17 protein-coding genes are annotated in these 18,283 nt (G+C 44.3%); 7 read left to right on the top strand and 10 right to left on the bottom strand.

Annotated elements, in window-relative coordinates; all coding sequences use genetic code 11:
• Positions 1 to 566: 566 nt before the first annotated feature.
• From F6K57_RS26920 to F6K57_RS26930, 3 genes are all read right to left on the bottom strand, one after another.
• Complete coding sequence (locus F6K57_RS26920) at positions 567 to 1,607, bottom strand: adenylate/guanylate cyclase domain-containing protein (RefSeq protein ID WP_293071558.1); 1,041 nt, start codon at positions 1,605 to 1,607, stop codon at positions 567 to 569.
• Positions 1,608 to 2,446: 839 nt separating this feature from the next.
• Complete coding sequence (locus F6K57_RS26925; protein WP_293071545.1) at positions 2,447 to 3,088, bottom strand: DUF3120 domain-containing protein; 642 nt, start codon at positions 3,086 to 3,088, stop codon at positions 2,447 to 2,449.
• A gap of 239 nt (positions 3,089 to 3,327) precedes the next feature.
• Complete coding sequence (locus tag F6K57_RS26930; protein WP_293071546.1) at positions 3,328 to 3,501, bottom strand: hypothetical protein; 174 nt, start codon at positions 3,499 to 3,501, stop codon at positions 3,328 to 3,330.
• Between the two features lie 105 nt (positions 3,502 to 3,606).
• Here F6K57_RS26930 and F6K57_RS26935 point away from each other — a divergent pair, with 105 nt between their 5' ends.
• The 3 genes from F6K57_RS26935 (at position 3,607) to F6K57_RS26945 (ending at position 6,600) form a co-directional block, all read left to right on the top strand.
• Positions 3,607 to 3,825 carry a hypothetical protein gene (locus F6K57_RS26935; protein ID WP_293037028.1) on the top strand — a complete coding sequence of 73 codons (219 nt, stop codon included), beginning with the start codon at positions 3,607 to 3,609 and terminating at the stop codon, positions 3,823 to 3,825.
• A gap of 301 nt (positions 3,826 to 4,126) precedes the next feature.
• Positions 4,127 to 4,963, top strand: a complete 837-nt coding sequence (locus F6K57_RS26940; protein ID WP_293071559.1) for an undecaprenyl-diphosphate phosphatase — start codon at positions 4,127 to 4,129, stop codon at positions 4,961 to 4,963.
• 296 nt (positions 4,964 to 5,259) lie between these two features.
• Positions 5,260 to 6,600 carry a TIGR03279 family radical SAM protein gene (locus F6K57_RS26945; RefSeq protein ID WP_293071547.1) on the top strand — a complete coding sequence of 447 codons (1,341 nt, stop codon included), beginning with the start codon at positions 5,260 to 5,262 and terminating at the stop codon, positions 6,598 to 6,600.
• On the opposite strand, the gene F6K57_RS26950 is transcribed toward F6K57_RS26945, so the two are convergent.
• A complete protein-coding gene (locus tag F6K57_RS26950) occupies positions 6,551 to 6,739 on the bottom strand; it encodes a hypothetical protein (protein ID WP_293071548.1) in 189 nt (62 codons plus the stop codon). The genes F6K57_RS26945 and F6K57_RS26950 overlap by 50 nt on opposite strands.
• Positions 6,740 to 7,171: 432 nt before the next feature.
• On the opposite strand from F6K57_RS26950, the gene F6K57_RS26955 reads away from it, so the two are divergent.
• Entirely contained in the window at positions 7,172 to 7,426 is a 255-nt protein-coding gene (locus F6K57_RS26955; RefSeq protein ID WP_070392913.1) for a hypothetical protein, read from the top strand.
• Between the two features lie 107 nt (positions 7,427 to 7,533).
• On the opposite strand, the gene F6K57_RS26960 is transcribed toward F6K57_RS26955, so the two are convergent.
• Complete coding sequence (locus tag F6K57_RS26960; protein ID WP_293071549.1) at positions 7,534 to 7,710, bottom strand: hypothetical protein; 177 nt, start codon at positions 7,708 to 7,710, stop codon at positions 7,534 to 7,536.
• 315 nt (positions 7,711 to 8,025) lie between these two features.
• On the opposite strand from F6K57_RS26960, the gene F6K57_RS26965 reads away from it, so the two are divergent.
• Positions 8,026 to 8,421 (top strand): metalloregulator ArsR/SmtB family transcription factor, encoded by a 396-nt coding sequence (locus F6K57_RS26965; RefSeq protein WP_293071550.1) that lies wholly within the window; start codon positions 8,026 to 8,028, stop codon positions 8,419 to 8,421.
• Here the strand turns inward: F6K57_RS26965 and F6K57_RS26970 are convergent, their stop codons facing one another.
• Positions 8,422 to 8,601: a hypothetical protein gene (locus tag F6K57_RS26970; RefSeq protein WP_293071551.1), complete on the bottom strand. Its 180-nt coding sequence runs from the start codon at positions 8,599 to 8,601 to the stop codon at positions 8,422 to 8,424.
• A gap of 119 nt (positions 8,602 to 8,720) precedes the next feature.
• Between F6K57_RS26970 and F6K57_RS26975 the strand changes: the two genes are divergently transcribed.
• Positions 8,721 to 10,811 carry a heavy metal translocating P-type ATPase gene (locus tag F6K57_RS26975; protein ID WP_293071552.1) on the top strand — a complete coding sequence of 697 codons (2,091 nt, stop codon included), beginning with the start codon at positions 8,721 to 8,723 and terminating at the stop codon, positions 10,809 to 10,811.
• Between the two features lie 301 nt (positions 10,812 to 11,112).
• On the opposite strand, the gene F6K57_RS26980 is transcribed toward F6K57_RS26975, so the two are convergent.
• Positions 11,113 to 11,430 (bottom strand): hypothetical protein, encoded by a 318-nt coding sequence (locus F6K57_RS26980; RefSeq protein WP_293071553.1) that lies wholly within the window; start codon positions 11,428 to 11,430, stop codon positions 11,113 to 11,115.
• A 140-nt stretch (positions 11,431 to 11,570) separates the two neighbouring features.
• Between F6K57_RS26980 and F6K57_RS26985 the strand changes: the two genes are divergently transcribed.
• The gene (locus F6K57_RS26985) at positions 11,571 to 11,714 is read left to right on the top strand and encodes a hypothetical protein (protein ID WP_293071554.1); all 144 of its coding nucleotides are present in this window, start codon (positions 11,571 to 11,573) and stop codon (positions 11,712 to 11,714) included.
• Here F6K57_RS26985 and F6K57_RS26990 read toward each other — a convergent pair.
• From F6K57_RS26990 to F6K57_RS27000, 3 genes are all read right to left on the bottom strand, one after another.
• Positions 11,711 to 12,067 carry an antitoxin family protein gene (locus tag F6K57_RS26990; protein WP_293071555.1) on the bottom strand — a complete coding sequence of 119 codons (357 nt, stop codon included), beginning with the start codon at positions 12,065 to 12,067 and terminating at the stop codon, positions 11,711 to 11,713. The two genes, F6K57_RS26985 and F6K57_RS26990, sit on opposite strands and share 4 nt — an antisense overlap.
• Positions 12,068 to 12,269: 202 nt before the next feature.
• On the bottom strand, positions 12,270 to 12,938 hold the full coding sequence (locus tag F6K57_RS26995) for an adenylate kinase (protein ID WP_293071556.1): 669 nt from the start codon (positions 12,936 to 12,938) through the stop codon (positions 12,270 to 12,272).
• A gap of 147 nt (positions 12,939 to 13,085) precedes the next feature.
• Complete coding sequence (locus F6K57_RS27000; RefSeq protein WP_293071557.1) at positions 13,086 to 18,263, bottom strand: tetratricopeptide repeat protein; 5,178 nt, start codon at positions 18,261 to 18,263, stop codon at positions 13,086 to 13,088.
• Positions 18,264 to 18,283 lie beyond the last annotated feature (20 nt).

Consider the following 18,283-nt stretch of genomic DNA (forward strand, 5'->3'; position numbering starts at 1 on the left):
CGGTTGCTCGTAACTTTGCACTCAATATCTATCGCTCTAATCACTTCTCAAATATGGCCCAGGCAGAGCGACGGTGCAAGTTTGGACTAGACACACTCAAGCGCATTTTTAGAATGAAATAGCCCTGAGACATAGGTAGGAAAGTATTTTATGATGTAGAGCTTTCACAACGAGTGATCGATAATTTTTCTCTAGGCGCTTATGTCAGAAATTTCACCACTACCAATGTGGGGCTTGAAAGTCGAGTTTCAGACTTTAACTATGGCGCTATCTTGAGGTACCATTCAGATAATGGTATATTTATAGATTCTAAACTAGGTACCGGTGACCAGGGATTTGATGCTAGAGTCCAAGCAGGGGCTCAGTTCAAGTTTTAATAGTTAGGGATTAATTTTTAAGGTTGCAGGTTAGCAGGTTGAAGGTTAAAGGTTGAATATTGAATTCTCAATTCTCAATTCTCAATTCTCAATTCTCAATTCTCAATTCTCAATTCTCAATTCTCAATTCTCAATTATACTAACCGTTACCGAAATGAGTGATACTTTAGCAATACCTTGTAATAAAGCTTATTCAATAATTGGTAGAGTAGAGTTAACTCGCAAGAAATTTTCTAAATCTCCATAGGTTCCAGCGTAGGTAATAGTGGAATTATCATAACCTTTGAGATTTACAGTGTGTTGCTTGAAGTTAAGCTCAGACTTTCCGATTTTAGAAACGTAACGGTATGTATCCTCCCCTAGGGCAATATCTAGACCAAGTTCCTTGGTGGCAGATTCGAGGCGAAAAGCGGCAATTACAGTATCCCCAATAGCAGTGTATTCTGGGCGATCGCCACTACCAGTGGTGTTACCAACAATCGCCATTCCTGTGTTGATTCCAGTACCAATTCGCAGTGGGAAGGGCAGAGGATATTCATTAGACAGATTGGTAGTCATTTTGTTGAGGTCATTGACTGCTTGCAAAATACTCATGGCTTCTTGATCACTGACCCCTTCAGAGCCATGAAACCAAATCGCCATAATCGCGTCACCGATGTATTTATCTACCCAACTGCCACACCTTTTCAGAATTTCTCCAGACTCCCGGAACCAACTACCAATTGCCACTGAGAGGCTGGTTTCATCTAACTGGTGGGTGAGTACGGTGAAGTTCCGGATGTCCACCACCATCACAGAAATCAGGCGGCGCACGTGCAATATTGAGGTTTGGGTATCTTTATGTATAGGTTCGGATGGTTCAGTTTTATGAGCCTTGGGTGGGCAATAAAACTCCAATTCTGTCTGACCAAAGGTAAGATGATCGCCATTGCGCAAGGTCACCGGAATACTGACTCTGCGTCCATTGACAAATGTACCGTTACGGCTGCCTAAATCAATAAGATAGAAATCACCGTTTTCGGTACACTGCAACATCGCATGGTTTCTGGAAATCCAGCGATCTGAAAGTACAAAATTGTTATCATAACTACGACCGACGGTCCAGCAATTACTACCAACTAATGGCATATACTGATCGTCAGAGCCGGTAGGCATAAGTAGGTAAGGGGTGGATCGCAAAGTCACCACAGATATAGGAGCAACAACAGGGTTAATTGAGACGTTGATCATTGCATCAATTTTCCAAGATTTCCCCTGATCAGGGAAGGATAGCGCAGAAGTTGGAGAAACAATAGCAGCCATAAGTTACTAACCAATTACTGCTAATCGAGCTTGAGTTTGCTGCTGTCAATGACCCAGCAAGACTCAGAAGCTGACCCTAGTAGATGGATTCAAAGGATGATCAAGTCATTTCGGAATGACAACGCTCAAAACTAACCTAACCTAATTTGACACTCCCCGCTAATCGCGAGACGGGGATTCCTAGATCTACGACCGGCCTTAAACCTCCGTGTCCAAATGGCAATATCTAAACCGAAATCCCGTCAAGACTAAGATTTTAGTTCAGTTCACGAAAGACCCAGCGGGCTAGTCTCCTTAGGCGTTTAGTTACTTTTTGAGAAGTGTCTTATAGAGTTCGTTGCTTCCCTGTTTCACCTGGTTTCGGCGTGCCCCGCCGTACCGTTGTTTTCTCAAAGTGTTTTTGCTGGGTTCACACACCAATTGTTAGTTGATGGTTGGGTTTTTAAGGAGGATTTTCCCTGCCCTCCGGGCATTACTTCTTTTAGGTCAAGCAGTGGCGGGTTTCTCTCCCGGTTGCGCCAAGGCCAAAGGCCACGCGGGGCGCGTTCGGTTTCTCAGCCTGTACCCATATCTAAATAATACTCTACGCGAGGTATTGTCAATCCTTTTTGGCAAAATTGTGTCTAGGCTAAAAGCGCGCAGCGAGCCTACATCCGGTGGTTTAAAAACGCGGGGTTTTGGCTTGTGGGAGTTCCCATAAATAAATAAATGACGAAGGCTTCCGAAGAAGCCCACACTGTACCCTTTAGGGTTAGTGTCTGGAGTGATCATGCTAGGTTAGCTGCCAACCAAAAAAGACTATCTACCACGATTGTACTCAACACCGCTCCACTAAACGTCCACCAATGGGGCTGTTCTTTTGTCAATGACCAAAGACCAACTATTCCTAGCGTAGCAACCAAAACCACTGCCCAGCTAATTCCCCAAGGGGTTTGGACTTGTGCGATCGCATTTTGAAAGATTGGTTTTGCCAGGACTGGCTCTACTACCATCACCTGACGCCAGTAAGTAATTAGATTCGTCAAGTAGAAATAGATGTCGGTCATGGCTGTACCGAATAACGAACCCAAGTAAAATAGATTTCCTACCTTTCCCCAACCCCGCCACAATCCCCACAGAGCGAATGGTAGACCAATCGCCTCTACCGGTAAATGCCATAGAGGTTCAGTGCGCAACCAACCCCAATATAATGAACCAGCCAGCCAACTCCAGCTAAATCCCAACAGCAAGTCACCCCAGACTTGGGTTGATGGACGTTGGAGCAGTTTTACCCCCAGCCACACCCAAGCCAGGGTAATGACTAAACTCAACAGTGGGAAAAGGCGCACTAGGGGAGCTTGGAAGAACACTGGTACAGAAACCAGGAAGGAGGCGGCAGCAAATAATAGCCATCCTTGAGGATTACTCACTCCCCTAGGGGGGATCGATAGAAGCAGTTGCCCTGACTGATGGGAATTCCTTGGGGCTCTAGCAGAAAACCAAGTATTTTTCAACAAAATTTTGTTACTTATCGTTAATTATCTTTATTGAACTTAATATATCATTACCAATATCCCCCCTGGGGGCATATTGGTAATAGTACTGAAATGTGGTGGTTGATGGCAAGGGTAGAAATATTTAATTTTTCAATTGGGTGAAGTACAAATTTTTAGGGAGTAGGGAGTAGGGAATAGGGAATAGGGAATAGGGAATAGGGAATAGGGAATAGGGAATAGGGAATAGGGAACAGGGAGTAGGGAGTAGGGAGTAGGGAGTAGGGAGTAGGGAGTAGGGAGTAGGGAGTAGGGAGTAGGGAATAGGGAAAAAATTTTTTGTACCTCATGATTATGATAATTGCCATCTAAAATCTGAAGGATGAACTCAAAAATTTATGGAAAATTAAGATTTCCTTAGCCTGGGTGGTGCGCTACCGGTAGGGCCAGGGCTATTGCTAGACTTTTTTACCGATTCCCTAGGTCAAGCGCACCGCTCCCGACTCCCGATTCCCGATTCCCGATTCCCGATTCCCGATTCCCGATTCCCGACTCCCGATTCCCGACTCCCGATTCCCGATTCCCGATTCCCGATTCCCGATTCCCGATTCCCGATTCCCGATTCCCGATTCCCGATTCCCGATTCCCGAGAAGGATTAAATATTAAGGTTTAAGGATTAAGGATCAATACGACATGGAATTGGGATACGATAAAGAGTTTGCTAAGTATCCAGATTCCCTTGGCGATTGTTGGTAACTTATGCCAGAATACCGATTGAATTAAGGCTGGCTGATTCAGCTGGAGCAACCTCAATAGGGGAAAGAATGGTCTTATCAAAACGTCAATTTATCAATTTTTCTATCATTGCTGTCCTTAGCGCCTGCCTTACCTTCCCCTTGAAGGTTCTCGCCACAACTCCTGCCCCAGATGTCTTATCCTCAACCAGTACCACTGCTACAATTACTACGCCCCACATGACTATTTTTCAGGCTGTGGTGCTGGGTTTTGTACAGGGGTTCACGGAATTCCTGCCCATCAGTAGTACCGCTCATTTAAAAGTGGTACCTGTGGCCTTAGGCTGGGGTGATCCAGGGGTTGCGTTTACGGCTGTGATTCAACTAGGCTCCATTGCGGCGGTAGTGTGGTACTTCTGGGGAGACTTGGCTAAAGTCACTACTGGCGCATTCAAAGCTATCCGTACATCCGATTACCAATCCCAAGACTTCCAGATGGCCCTGGGAATTGCCTTGGGCACCCTACCCATTGTCTTCTTTGGACTGCTGATTAAAATCTTTATCCCTGATTATGATAATTCTCCGATACGGAGTACCATGTCAATCGCCTATGTCTCGATTGTGATGGGTTTGTTGATGGGTGTTTCTGAAGTCGTGGGTAAGCGTAAGCGTAACTTTGAGGATTTAGGTCTCCAGGATGGGATTGGGATGGGCTTGGCTCAGGCGTTGGCTTTAATGCCTGGTGTCTCCCGGTCTGGCTCGACTCTCACTGCTGGTTTATTCATGGGTTTGGAACGAGCAACCGCAGCACGGTTTTCCTTTTTGTTGGGCATCCCCGCCATTACCTTAGCTGGTTTAGTGGAGTTAGTCGGTTTGCTCAAAGATGGCATTGGGGATGCTGGCGCAATGTCACTGATTGTAGGGGTGATTTCATCAGCAGTATTTTCTTACGTAGCGATCGCATGGATGATCAGCTATCTCAAAAAACAAGGTGTCTGGATATTCGTCTGGTATCGGTTATTGTTTGGGATAGCAATTTTAGGTGCTATTATAACTGGGGTTTTACAAAATAGTTAGCGATCGCAAGTGTCGGAAGATGGGAAGATAGGGAGATGGGGAGATGGGGAGATAGGGAGATAGGGAGATAGGGAGATGAGGAGATGGGGAGATAGGGAGAATTATTCCAGCAATTATTGTATATTTTGATATATATTTATTTGGAAGAGATTCTACGCAATGAAATTAACTACTTGCCCCAATATTTAAAAACCTACCCTTGTGAGCTCCCCACTCTTCCCCCTGTTCCCTGTTCCCTGTTCCCTGTTCCCTAAAACCAACGACTTTGTGCCTCACCCAATTGAAAACTGCTATCAATGAGTCAAAGCTCGATTCATCCAGTATTAATCACAAAGGTTCTTCCCAACTCCATTGCTGCTGAGGTTGGATTTGAACCAGGGGATTCTATTGTTGCGATTAATGGTAGCCATCCCCGTGATTTGATTGATTATCAATTCCTGTGTGCGGATGAAATTCTAGAACTGGAAGTGCTGGATGGGGCGGGTAAGACTCATGTGATCGAAATTGAGAAAGACTATGATGACGATTTAGGGCTGGAATTCGAGACAGCGTTATTTGATGGTTTGATTCAGTGCAATAATCGTTGCCCATTTTGCTTTATCGACCAACAACCACCAGGTAAGCGCCAAAGCCTTTATTTCAAAGATGATGACTATCGGCTTAGTTTCCTCTATGGCTCTTACCTAACCCTGACTAATCTGAAGCAAACGGAGTGGGATCGGATCGAACGGATGCGTCTATCTCCTCTTTATGTTTCGGTTCATGCTACTGAACCGGATGTGCGCATACGGTTACTGAAAAATCCTCGGGCTGGGCTAATTTTAGAGCAGTTAAGGTGGTTTCAGGAGCGACGGCTGCAAATTCATGCCCAGGTAGTGGTGTGTCCTGGAATTAATGATGGCATTCACTTAGAACGTACTCTGTTAGATTTAGCTCAATTCTATACCGGTGATCTGCCCGCAGTCGCTTCAACGGCAGTAGTACCGGTGGGATTGACTCGGTTTCGACCCCAGGAGGATGAACTAATTAGTGTTACTGGGGAGAAAGCTAGGGAAGTGATTGCTCAGGTTCAAAGGCTTCAGGAGAAATTTAAGCACCAGTTGGGGTCTACCTTTGCTTGGTTGGCAGATGAGTGGTTTTTGATTGCTAGAGAAGAGTTACCTCCAGAATCGGATTACGGAGACTACCCTCAAATTGGGAATGGTGTTGGTTCGATTCGGTTGTTCCTGAAACAATTCCAAACTGCTGCTACTCAACGGTTACCTAAGGGTCTAGAAATCCCCCGACGGGGGACTTGGGTAGTGGGTAATGCGGTGGAAAAAGCGTTTGAACCTGTGGTAGAGCGGTTCAATGCTGTGCCAGGATTGGAGATTAGGATGGTGGCGTTATCTAGTGATTACTGGGGTCAGGAGATAACGGTTACTGGCTTGCTGACTGGACAAGATTTACTGAAGGGATTAAAAGGAAAAGATTTAGGAGAAATGATTCTGTTACCTGGGTTGATGCTTAAGCATGGTGATACCCGGTTTCTGGATGATATGACTGTAGCAGAAGTGGCTGATCAGCTCAATACTCCAATTATTCCTGTTAATGGTGTTGAGGAATTGATCGATGGGGCTCTTGGGAATAGGGAGTAGGGAGTAGGGAGTAGGGAATCGGGAATCGGGAATCGGGAATTGGGAATCGGGAATCGGGAGTAGGGAATCGGGAATCGGGAATCGGGAGTAGGGAATCGGGAATCGGGAATCGGGAAAAAATTCTGTTTACCTGATTCATAGGAGAACCGCTAGATCAGTTTTGCGATCGCAAATAGTTTAGGAATCAGTAATCAGTAATTATTAATCAGTAATTACAGCGGTTTTTAGCCTAATGAGGTACACAGGATTTTTTACCTTTTCTTTCTTCTGACTTTACTGCTCCGAAGTCCCTGCTCCCTGCTCCCTATAAACCAAAAAAAATGTACCTTACTAGCTTAAAACCCGCTATATTAATCAGTAATTATTAATAATTATAGCACTATTCCCGATTCCCGATTCCCGATTCCCGATTCCCTTTTTCAACTACTCCTTAAAAAAATCACACTCCATTCCATTCCCGTACATTTTATTTAAAATACCTTCCCAAAAAAAAATTTAGAAAAACCCTTGACAAATTAATTTATAATCATTATGATTATACTATGCAAACAACAAGCAAAAGGTGACCAACATGGATTCCGAATTTCGCCCAAACCCTGAAAATAACCCTGAGGATATAACTCCTAGTAATAATCCTCAGGAATCTTCTCCAAAAAAATACCCTGTTAAGCACATTCTCAAGGGCTCCCGCAAGGCTATCATTAACACGATGCATGCCCTCTATGCACTGCGTTACGCCGAAATTTCTGAGTGGAGTCCTCTACAACCGACGGGCATTCCTGGAGAATTTATTACGATGATGACCAAGTACATAATTCTGGGTTAACGGATTAACTTTCTGGGGGGCTTTGCCCCCTGGCAAAATCATCGATTCTGCTCCCATGGGAGCAGGTCCCGATAGGGTTGAAAACGGAATCACATAAGGTCAATTTCCTAGCCGTGGATGGTATTTCTGCGGCTATTTTTTTTTGTTAAGAAGGGAGTAGGGAATCGGGAATCGGGAATCGGAAATCGGGAATCGGGAATCGGGAATCGGAACCCACCCCTAACCACTCCCAGGAGGGGAAGGGGAATCGGGAATCGGTAATTGGGAATAGCGATGCGCTGCATCAAGAGGTGCGACTTGTGGCGAATTAAATTCTTATACTAAGTTGCGGTCAAAGGTACAACTTTCTCTTCCGCCAATCTCCCCATCTCCCCATCTCCCCATCTCCCCATCTCCCCATCTCCCCATCTCCCCATCTCCCCATCTCCCCATCTCCCCATCTCCCTATCCAACTAATCTACTCTCTTTGAATGCAACTCGGTATTAATGGGTCAAGGGCACCTAACAGGGAATCAACCTAAAATAAAACTGTACCTCATAACTGCGAGAAACGCTATAGTATCATAGATCTAGAGATTAAATAATAAATATAATTCATCATGGCTGATTCTAGTTCTTTAAATAAACCAACTGTCTACTCTTCTGATGCTCCAAGCTGTGATGATTCCGTAGTTCATCTAGATAATGTGTGGCAGGTCCAGAGTAAGGTTATAGCAACGGAAAAAGCGCAACAGATGGCAGAGTTTTTTAGCGTTCTTTCCGACCCTCATCGGCTAAAGTTGCTTTCAGCCCTCGCACAGCAAGAGCTTTGTGTCTGCGACTTAGCAGCGATAGTAAAAATGGGGGAATCGGCAGTATCTCATCAGCTACGAGTATTGCGATCGCAAAAGCTAGTAAAATATCGCCGTCAAGGTCGCAACGTTTACTACAGTCTTGCCGATGAACATATTGTGACTTTATATCGAGAAGTAGCTCAACACCTTGATCAAAGTTGATTATTGAGCAGAGATATAGCAATTATAAGACTTGTGAGGTACAAATATCTGGGTTTTAGGGAGCAGGGAGCAGGGAGCAGGGAGCAGGCAATAGGCAAGAGGCAATAGGCAATAGGCAAGAGGCAATAGGCAATAGGCAATAGGCAATAGGCAAGAGGGAAAAAATATTGTGTACCTCATATTAATAAAAAAATGCTGTCAATAATTTATTTGGCACAGCTACTTACTATATAATTTGAATAATCTTTTGTCTGAATAGTCTTTCAGATATTCAGGAGATTTTCACAGTAGGTATTGCTATGGCACAACTCCATCATCATCAAGACTGCTGCAACTCTGGACATTGCATTGAAGCTGTTGCTGAGGTGACAACCCATGATCACTGCTGCGGGAACAGTCAAGAAAAGGAGGTGACAACCCATGATCACTGTTGCGGCAACAGTCAAGAAAAGGAGGTCACAACCCATGATGACTGCTGCGGGAACAGTCAAGGAAAGAATGAATTTAACTTGTGGCGCGAGTTAAGAGCGGTCGCGATCGCTACTCCTCTTTTGTTAATCGGACTGATTTTTCAAGATAGTTTAGATCAGACTCCTTTTGGCATAGCTGAATATGCCGTCTTGATTCCTGCTTACTTACTTTGTGGTTGGGGAGTGCTAACCACTGCGGGGCGAAATATCCTGCGGGGTCGGATTTTTGACGAAAACTTTTTGATGACCATTGCCACCATAGGCGCGATCGCTATTCACGAACTACCGGAAGCAGTGGGGGTGATGTTGTTTTACCAGCTGGGGGAATTGGTACAGGGGTCTGCGGTGGGGCGATCGCGTCGTTCGATTCGAGCCTTGCTGGAAGTGCGTCCCGATACTGCTAATCTGCTAGTTAACGGCGAGATAAAAACCGTTTCCCCTGATCAAGTTGCTGTTGGGGAAATGATTCGGGTACGCCCTGGGGAGAAAGTTCCCCTGGACGGTGAGATTATTGAGGGAAGTTCACAACTGGATACGTCTGCCCTCACAGGAGAATCAGTCCCCCGTACCGTTCTAACAGGAGATCTGGTGTTAGCAGGGATGATTAACCAGTCTGGAGGGCTAACCATTCGGGTTACTAAGCCCTTTGACGAGTCTTCTATTGCCAGAATTTTGGACTTGGTGGAAAACGCCAGAAGCAAAAAAGCCGACACGGAAAAGTTTATTACTCGCTTTGCCCGCTACTATACACCCGTTGTGGTGTTTCTTTCCCTAGCCGTTGCCCTGTTACCACCTTTGCTAATTTCGGGAGCAAGCGCCAGTACCTGGACTTATCGAGCCTTGGTGCTGTTGGTGATTTCCTGTCCCTGTGGATTGGTCATTAGTATTCCTCTGGGCTATTTTGGCGGTATTGGAGGGGCAGCCAAGCGCGGTATTTTGATTAAAGGTTCTACGTTTTTAGATGCCTTAACTCAGGTGAAAACCGTCGTCTTTGATAAAACTGGCACCCTTACTAAAGGAAACTTTCGAGTCACTGATATTATTACCCACAATGGTTTGAGTCAAGAGCAATTACTAGAATTAGCTGCTCATGTAGAATCTGGGTCAAATCATCCCGTCGCCCAATCGATTCGACAAGCTCATGGCAAACCGATTGACAGTTCTAAGGTTGAAAATTATCAAGAAATTGCGGGGCACGGTATTCTCGCCCAAATTGATGGAAAAGTTGTGATCGCAGGAAACGATCGCTTACTCCATCGAGAGGGGATTTCCCATCATGTCTGTGTGGCTGATAGTACAGTAGCTCACTTAGCGGTGGATGGTGAATACAGTGGACGTATCTTAATTGCCGATGAAGTCAAAGAAGATGCCATCAATGCCATCCAAGCACTGCACCAACAGCAGATTAAAACTGTGATGCTGACAGGAGACAGTCAAACCATAGCTAATACTATCGCTCGAAGGCTAGGGATAGATGATTTTGAAGCCGAACTCTTACCAGAGGATAAGGTGAATGCTTTAGAGAAGATTCTTACAGCAGTAAACCAAACTAACCATAAAACCGCATTTGTGGGAGATGGCATCAACGACGCACCAGTAATTGCTCGTGCTGATGTGGGCATAGCTATGGGGGGATTAGGCTCAGATGCTGCTATCGAAACCGCCGACGTGGTAATTATGACCGATGCTCCCTCTAAAGTAGCAGATGCGATCGCGATCGCTCGCCGAACCCTCCGTATTGTTTGGCAAAATATTATTATTGCTTTGGGAGTGAAAGTCGTCTTTATTGCCCTGGGTGCGATGGGGGTAGCAACTCTCTGGGAAGCTGTATTTGCTGATATGGGAGTGGCTCTGTTGGCGATTCTTAATGCTAGTCGGGTATTGCAGATAAGGGAGCAGGGAGCAGGGAGTAGGGAGTAGGGAGTAGGCAATAGGTAAGATGGTAAAAATTTTGTGTACCTCATTAAAATAAAAACCGCTATAGAAGATTAAATGATATAACGGTGAAGTTAGTTGGTGCGACATTGATTACTCAAAAGTACTAATCTATAGCAATTCTGTTTCCCATGAGGTACAAAGGGATCCCCCTAAATCCCCCTTAAAAAGGGGGACTTTGAAGTTGATAATTTTACCTCATACATGCAATCAACGCTATACATTACTGACCAGTCTTCGAGGGTTAAACCTATGACACGCTCAAAGTCTTTTGGATTACGTGTGATTAGGGTTGCTCTGCCAGGTGCCCCATCTCTTGATCGATTTCTTGCCGATAGGCAGCAATTTCAGCCTGTAGATTGTCAAAAGTCGGGTCATCCTTAAAGCATCCAAATTTATCCAGCCAAGGATTTCCTGTCTTCCCTAGTAGGGGAATGTCAACTTCAACTACTTCAACCTGATTCGTTAGATAGTCAAGTAGTTGAGCTTTAAGCTGATTGATAGCAGCATCACGGCTATTTTCTACAACCATGACTTCCGGCCATTCTTTGGCACGAGCAATATATTTATCTTTTTCTCTACTGAGGATAACTTCATAAATCATGACCTCATCTCCTGCTCATATTAAGTCGCTATTTCAATTTTAGCTGAGGGGGTAACAACAAGGCTATTAGCGATTCTTAAGGCCAGTAAGTTATTGCAAATAAGGGAGAATTGAAGATGTATATAGCGTTTCTAGGACTCATGAGGTACACAGAATTATTTGACTATTGGCTCTTGCCTCTTCTGTCTTACCTGCTCCCTGCTCCCTGCTCCCTGCTCCCTAAAACCCAGATATTTGTACCTCACAAGTCGTATAATTGCTATATAAATTATTTAAGCTTTTAACTATGTTCATGGAACATATCTCGTGTAAACTTAGGAGAATCAGAAGGAATAGGGTTTTGTTGCATTCGCTCAACAAGTAACCTTAAAAAATCTTGTCTAGCCTCAATATCGGTAATCTTAGGAGGAATGACTTGAGGTGATTGAACCACAAGCTCAACTTCAACACCTTCAGGTAAATCACAGGCTGTTTGAAGGATAAATGTGCCACTATGGTAAATTGCTTTCAATATTTGAGCCATGGGAAACGCTCCATCATAAGAGTTAGGGGTGGATTGGTTAGTTAAGTAGTCGGACAAACGTAAAATTAACTGTTGAAATAGGGAACAGGGAGCAGCGATGCAGGTTCCGCACACAGACCCAAAACCATGAGCAACTGCATCAAGAAGTGAAGTTTATAGCGTTTATGGTAGCTATGAGGTACACATTATTTTTTCCCTCTTACCTCTTATATCTTACCTCTTACCTGCTCCGAAGTCCCTACTCCCTGCTCCCTAAAAACCAGAAATTTGTACCTCATAAGTCGTAGAATTGCTATATACAAAGGTAATCATTCAGCTAACCTTCAAATTCTGTAACCATAGTTTGCAAAAAATGCTTTACCTCTTGGGGCGATCGCAAATGGTAAACCTGCTTTGTTGCTTTAGCCGCTTCCACATAAGTCCGGTATTTGGGGGTTAGCTTTTTATGACACAGCCAGACCGTGTTATAGGAATTCAGTGTGCCTTTTACTAGGGGACTATTTTCAGGCCAGCCTTCCGGTGGCACCCAAAGACTTTTAGCAAATCGCTTTGTGACCCACCAGTAATGTCGCAGCACAGCCATATCGAGATAGACCAGGGTATCGGCTACATCTAGCCGTTGCCACACCGTATCGAGTGAGACAAATCCATCAACGATCCATTGCTCCTGTTGCAAGAGCTGATCATGGGCGGCTTTAAACTCGGCATGGGGCACCTCAGCACCGCCCGGTCTATATTTCATGGAATCGAGGTGTACCAGGGGTAATCCAGTTATTTCGGCTAAACGTTTGCTTAGGGTCGATTTGCCAGCGCCAGCATTGCCAAATACTGCAACTCTCTTCATGGTTAGGGAGTAGGGAGTAGGGAGTAGGGAGTAGGGAGTAGGGAGCAGGGAGCAGGGAGCAGGGAACAGGGAGCAGGGAGCAGGGAGCAGGGAAGTCGGAAGTCGGAAGTCGGAAGTCGGAAGTCGGAAAAAGAGAAACAATGTGTACCTGATAGTTATGCAAACCGCCGTAGTACTGAAATAGTCAAATATTATTACTACTCCCGATTCCCGATTCCCGATTCCCGATTCCCGATTCCCGATTCCCGATTCCCGATTCCCGATTCCCGATTCCCTACTCCCTACTCCCTACTCCCTACTCCCTACTCTCTTTAACTGTTCCTCCAATTCTATCACTTTTCTCTGAATATCTAAGCTCCGGTAAAGTTCTAAACTTTCAGTAAAAAATTGGTAAGCCATGGCTTTAGCATTCCCTTGATTACCTTCAAAACGACGCAAGTAAATTTCCCCTAAGAGCTGGCGAGCAGAGGCTTGTAGTTTCCTACGGTTGTAGTCTAAGAAGAGTTGTAAAGATTCCAGGGCTAACGCTTCTGCTCGGTCAAGGTTTTCTAAAACATTAACCTCTAGGTAAGCCCGGGAGATATCTAGAATTTCTTCAGCCCTATCGACAATTGCTCCAAGTTCTGAAAGTAACCTTAAGCCCATGGTGTAGTTGGTTTCAAATTGCTCAATCTGTTCCGGTAGAGTAGGGTGGTTGGACGGTAATCGGTGCAAGCGTTCTGAATAGAGTAAGCCAAGAGCGATATAGTTGTAGGCTTGGTTGGCTTTGTAGTCCTTGGCTTTACTAATTTCGATGGCTTGACCAATACTTTGCTCCCCTTGGTTGAGTAAGTGGAGGGCTTCGGTTGTGTCTGGAGTTTTTCTGGCTAGGAGGCGTTGGCTGTTACCAATTTTTCGATACCGATTCGCAATGTTTTCATTTTGACCCAGTTGTTGATGGAGATTTAGGCTTTGCTGGTAATAGTCAATGGCTTTGGTATAATCATCTAATTCTCGATAACAACCAGCTAGGTTATACCACTGATTGGCGACATTTTTTTGTAAATCTAACTGCTGATAAAGGTCACGGCTTTGTTCATAGTATGCGATCGCTTGATCATACTTCCCCCAATCTTGATAAATGTAACCTAGATTAAAGTAGGCATTTGCTACACCTGTTTGGTGATCAAGCTGCTGACGGATAGCTAAGGTTTTTACTTGACAATCCACAGCTTGCTGATATTTGCCCCAGTTTCTATAACAATCAGCTAGCCAATACCACTGACCGGCGACATTCTTTTGTAAATCCAACTGCTGATAAAGGTCATGGCTTTGTTGGTAGGATGCGATCGCTTGATCATACTTACCCCAATCTTTATAGATTCTGCCAAGTTGATAGTAGGCTAATGCTACATCTGATTGGTCATCAAGCTGTTGACGCATTTCTAAGGTTTTGAGTTGACAATCAACAGCTTGTTGATATCTGCCCCAGTCTCGATAAAAATCAGCTAGCCAAGACCAAAACTTTGCTACTATTTCTTCTTTACCCAACTGCTGAAAGAGTTCAAGGCTTTCTTGGTAGTATGTGATTGCTTCGGAATACTTATCCCAATCTTGATAGATTCTACCTAGGTGACCGTAGGCATTTGCTATCCACGGTTGGTCATCAAGCTGCTGACGGATGGCTAAATTTTTGCGTTCACAATCAACAGCTTGCTGATATTTGCCCCATTCTCGATAACAAAAAGCTAGCCAAAAGCACTGATTAGCGACATCTTTTTGTTTATCCAACTGCTGATAAAGGTCACGGCTTTGTTGGTGGTATTGAATCGCTTGATCATACTTGCCCCAATCTTGATAGATTCTACCAAGTTGATAGTAGGCATCAGCTATATTTGGTTGGTCATCAAGCTGCTGACGAATGGCTAAATCTTTGAGTTCACAATCGACCGCTTGCTGATATCTGCCCCAGTCTCGATAACAAGCAGCTAGCCAATACCACTGATTGGCTACATCCTTCTGTTTATCGAACTGGTGATAAAGGTCACGGCTTTGTTCATAGTATGGAATCGCTTGATCATACTTGCCCCAATCTTCATAGATTCTACCAAGTTGATTGTAGGCTAATGCTACATCTGATTGGTGATCAAGCTGTTGACGGATGTTTAATTCTTTGAGTTCACAATCGACCGCTTGCTGATATTTGCCCCAGTTTCGATAACAATCAGCTAGCCAAGACCACTGATTGGCTACATCCTTTTGTTTATCCAACTGCTGATAAAGGTCACGGCTTTGTTGGTAGGATGCGATCGCTTGATCATACTTACCCCAATCTTTATAGATTCTGCCAAGTTGATAGTAGGCTAATGCTACATCTGATTGGTCATCAAGCTGTTGACGCATTTCTAAGTCTTGGAGTTGACAATCAACAGCTTGCTGATATTTGCCCCAGTTTCGATAACAAACAGCTAGGTTATACCACTGATTGGCGACATTCTTTTGTTTATCCAACTGGTCATAGAGTTCAAGGCTTTGTTGGTGGTATGGAATCGCATCGGAATACTTACCCCAAGCGTGATAGATTCTACCAAGCTTAAAGTAGGCACTTGCTACACGTGCTTGGTCATCAAGCTGCTGACGAATGGCTAAGGTTTTGAGTTGACAATCAACAGCTTGCTGATAGTTGCCCCAGTCTTGATAACAATCAGCTAGCCAAGACCACTGATTGGCGACATCTTTCTGTAAATCCAACTGGTGATAAAGGTCACGGCTTTGTTGGTAGTATGGAATCGCTTCATCATACTTACCCCAATCTTGATAAATTCTACCGAGCTGATAGTAAGCTAATGCTATTTCTGGTGTGTAATCAAGCTGCTGACGGATGGCTAAGTCTTTGAGTTGACAATCAACAGCTTGCTGATATTTGCCCCAGTTTCGATAACAAACAGCTAGCGAATACCACTGATTCGCGACATCTTTTTGGAAATCTAACTGCTGATAAAGCTCACGGCTTTGTTGGTAGTATGGTATCGCTTCATTGTATTTACCCCAAGCTTGATAGATTCTACCAAGCTTAAAGTAGGCACTTGCTACACGTGCTTGGTCATCAAGCTGCTGAGAGATCGCTAAGTCTTTGAGTTGACAATCAACAGCTTGCTGATATTTGCCCCATTCTCGATAACAATTAGCTAGCCAATACCACTGATTGGCGACATTCTTTTGTTTATCCAACTGCTGATAAAGCTCACGGCTTTGTTGGTAAGATTTGATCGCATCGGAATACTTACCCCAACCTTGATAAATGTCACCTAGCTCAAAGTAGGCACTTGCTACACCTGTTTGGTCATCAAGCTGCTGACGGATGGCTAATTCTTTGAGTTCACAATCAACAGCTTGCTGATATCTGCCCCAGTCTCGATAACAAATAGCTAGCCAATACCACGAATCGGCGACATTCTTCTGTTTATCCAACTGGTGATCAAGATTACGGCTTTGTTCGTGGTATGCGATCGCTTGGTCATACTTACACCAATCTTGATAGATTCTACCTAGTTGATAGTAAGCTAATGCTACACCTGGTTGGTCATCAAGCTGCTGACGGATGGCTAAGTCTTTGAGTTCGCAATCGAGAGCTTGCTGATAGTTCCCGGATAGTCGATAACAATTAGCCAGCCAATACCATAACTTTGCTACATTCTTTTGGTTACCCAACTGCTGATTGATGTCAAGGCTTTCTTGGTAGGATGCGATCGCTTTCTCATAGTCCTCCTTTTTTCGGTAACAGGTAGCTATTGCCCAAGCAATGTAACCCTTGAGCGGACTATCTGGCCGTGGATTAATCTTTTCTAACATCCCAATAGCCTGATCATAGTTATCCGGGCGGAGGTAAGACAGTGCTGTTACAACTTCTATGGCTTGTTGACTTCCCTGATCTCGAATAGTATGTTGTCTGGTTGCTTCCAGAGCTGGTGTCATCTCTTCCCCTAGTTCTGCCACCAAATTGATCAGATCATCGCATAGCATAAGCTCTGGCTGTTGAACTAGCTGTTTAACAAATTCATTTACATTACTAACTAAGGTTTCTCGTGTTTGACCACAAGCTACGTATAAACTCCCTAACTGAGTCTTTACCCATTGCTCTTCACTTAGTTTGAAATTATTAGTGGCTTCTTGGAGACACTTAATCACTTCATCCTTCTGATTAAACCTTTCAATCTCCCGTAACCTGCTCAACAATTCCTTAATCGTTTCATCTTCAAAGTCTTCATCTAACCCCAAGTAAGTCCAGACTAACTGCTGAATTACCCTGGCTCGAATCTTGCTGTTGACATCAACATCAGCCAAAACCTGACCAGCAAACAGTAAATCCTGTAATACCGATGGCGACTCCTGATATGAAACTGTTGAATTCTCCCCTAAAACTGGCCAAACTAAAACCACATCCTTTGATGGGCGTTGCTGAATTGAAGTATGAATGCGCGATTGTTTGGTGTTGTTCAAGCCCCCTAAATCCCCCAACTTTGGGGGACTTTGAGAGTTTTGTTCCCCCCAAAATTGGGGGGCTAGGGGGGCAAAATCATACTTAGAATCACCAACGCCCTTTGATAAATTCTTTCTAATCTTAATTTCCCCATGGTCAATCCTAGGCTGATAGTCATCTAAGGGTTTAAACAACTTTGGAACTAACTTATTAATCCGTCTGGGATTCTCACTCCCCAAATACCCTAAGGCTAACAAAATTGGTTCATCCCAACGGGCTTCATATCGATGCTGATTAATAATATCGAGAATCTCACTAACATCATTATCCGCAATATACCGAGCAGCAAAATATTCTTCAAAGGTCAGATGCATAAACCCATAACTACCAGGGGCACGTTCCACAAACAAACCGGTTGTTTCCCTGACCCTGCGCAAAAAATCATTAATTTGCCACTGCACGCTTTGGGAATCCGGGTCTTCATCATTCAACTCCCCATGGATTTCGGCTAGTTTTTCCCTAACCTCTGGTTCACTGACTAATCCCGAGGGTTTGTGTTCATGCATCCAGTAAGCCAAGGGAGCCAACAGTGCCATCACCTGACTTTCTTTGAGCACTACGGTCTCAACACCAGGCAATTTTTTGCTCAATTGCCAATCTTCGGTCAAGGTCTGGACCGCTAATTCATAGAGTTTTACCCGTTGATTGGGCAAGCGAGAGCCATTGCGGTGAATTAATGCCAAAATCGTTAACAATAAGGGATTGCCAGTCATACGCTTGACTCCCTCACTGGCTGCGATCGCCTCCTTCAGTTCCCGACTTTGATGATCCGCTTCCTGCTGCCAATAGTGCTGACTAGCATCGGGCCTTTGAGCTTTCTCTACCGCTAGACACCATCGGTCCAAAAACCGCTCCACCTGTTCTGGTTCCATTTCAGTAATGGTGAAATGGGAAAAGCGTTGGCTTAATTTAACCTCCCGATAGCCAGCAATCCGGCTAGTAATCACAAACTTGTTATTGGGGAATT

The organism is Moorena sp. SIO4A5, assembly GCF_010672005.1.
GTDB lineage: Bacteria > Cyanobacteriota > Cyanobacteriia > Cyanobacteriales > Coleofasciculaceae > Moorena.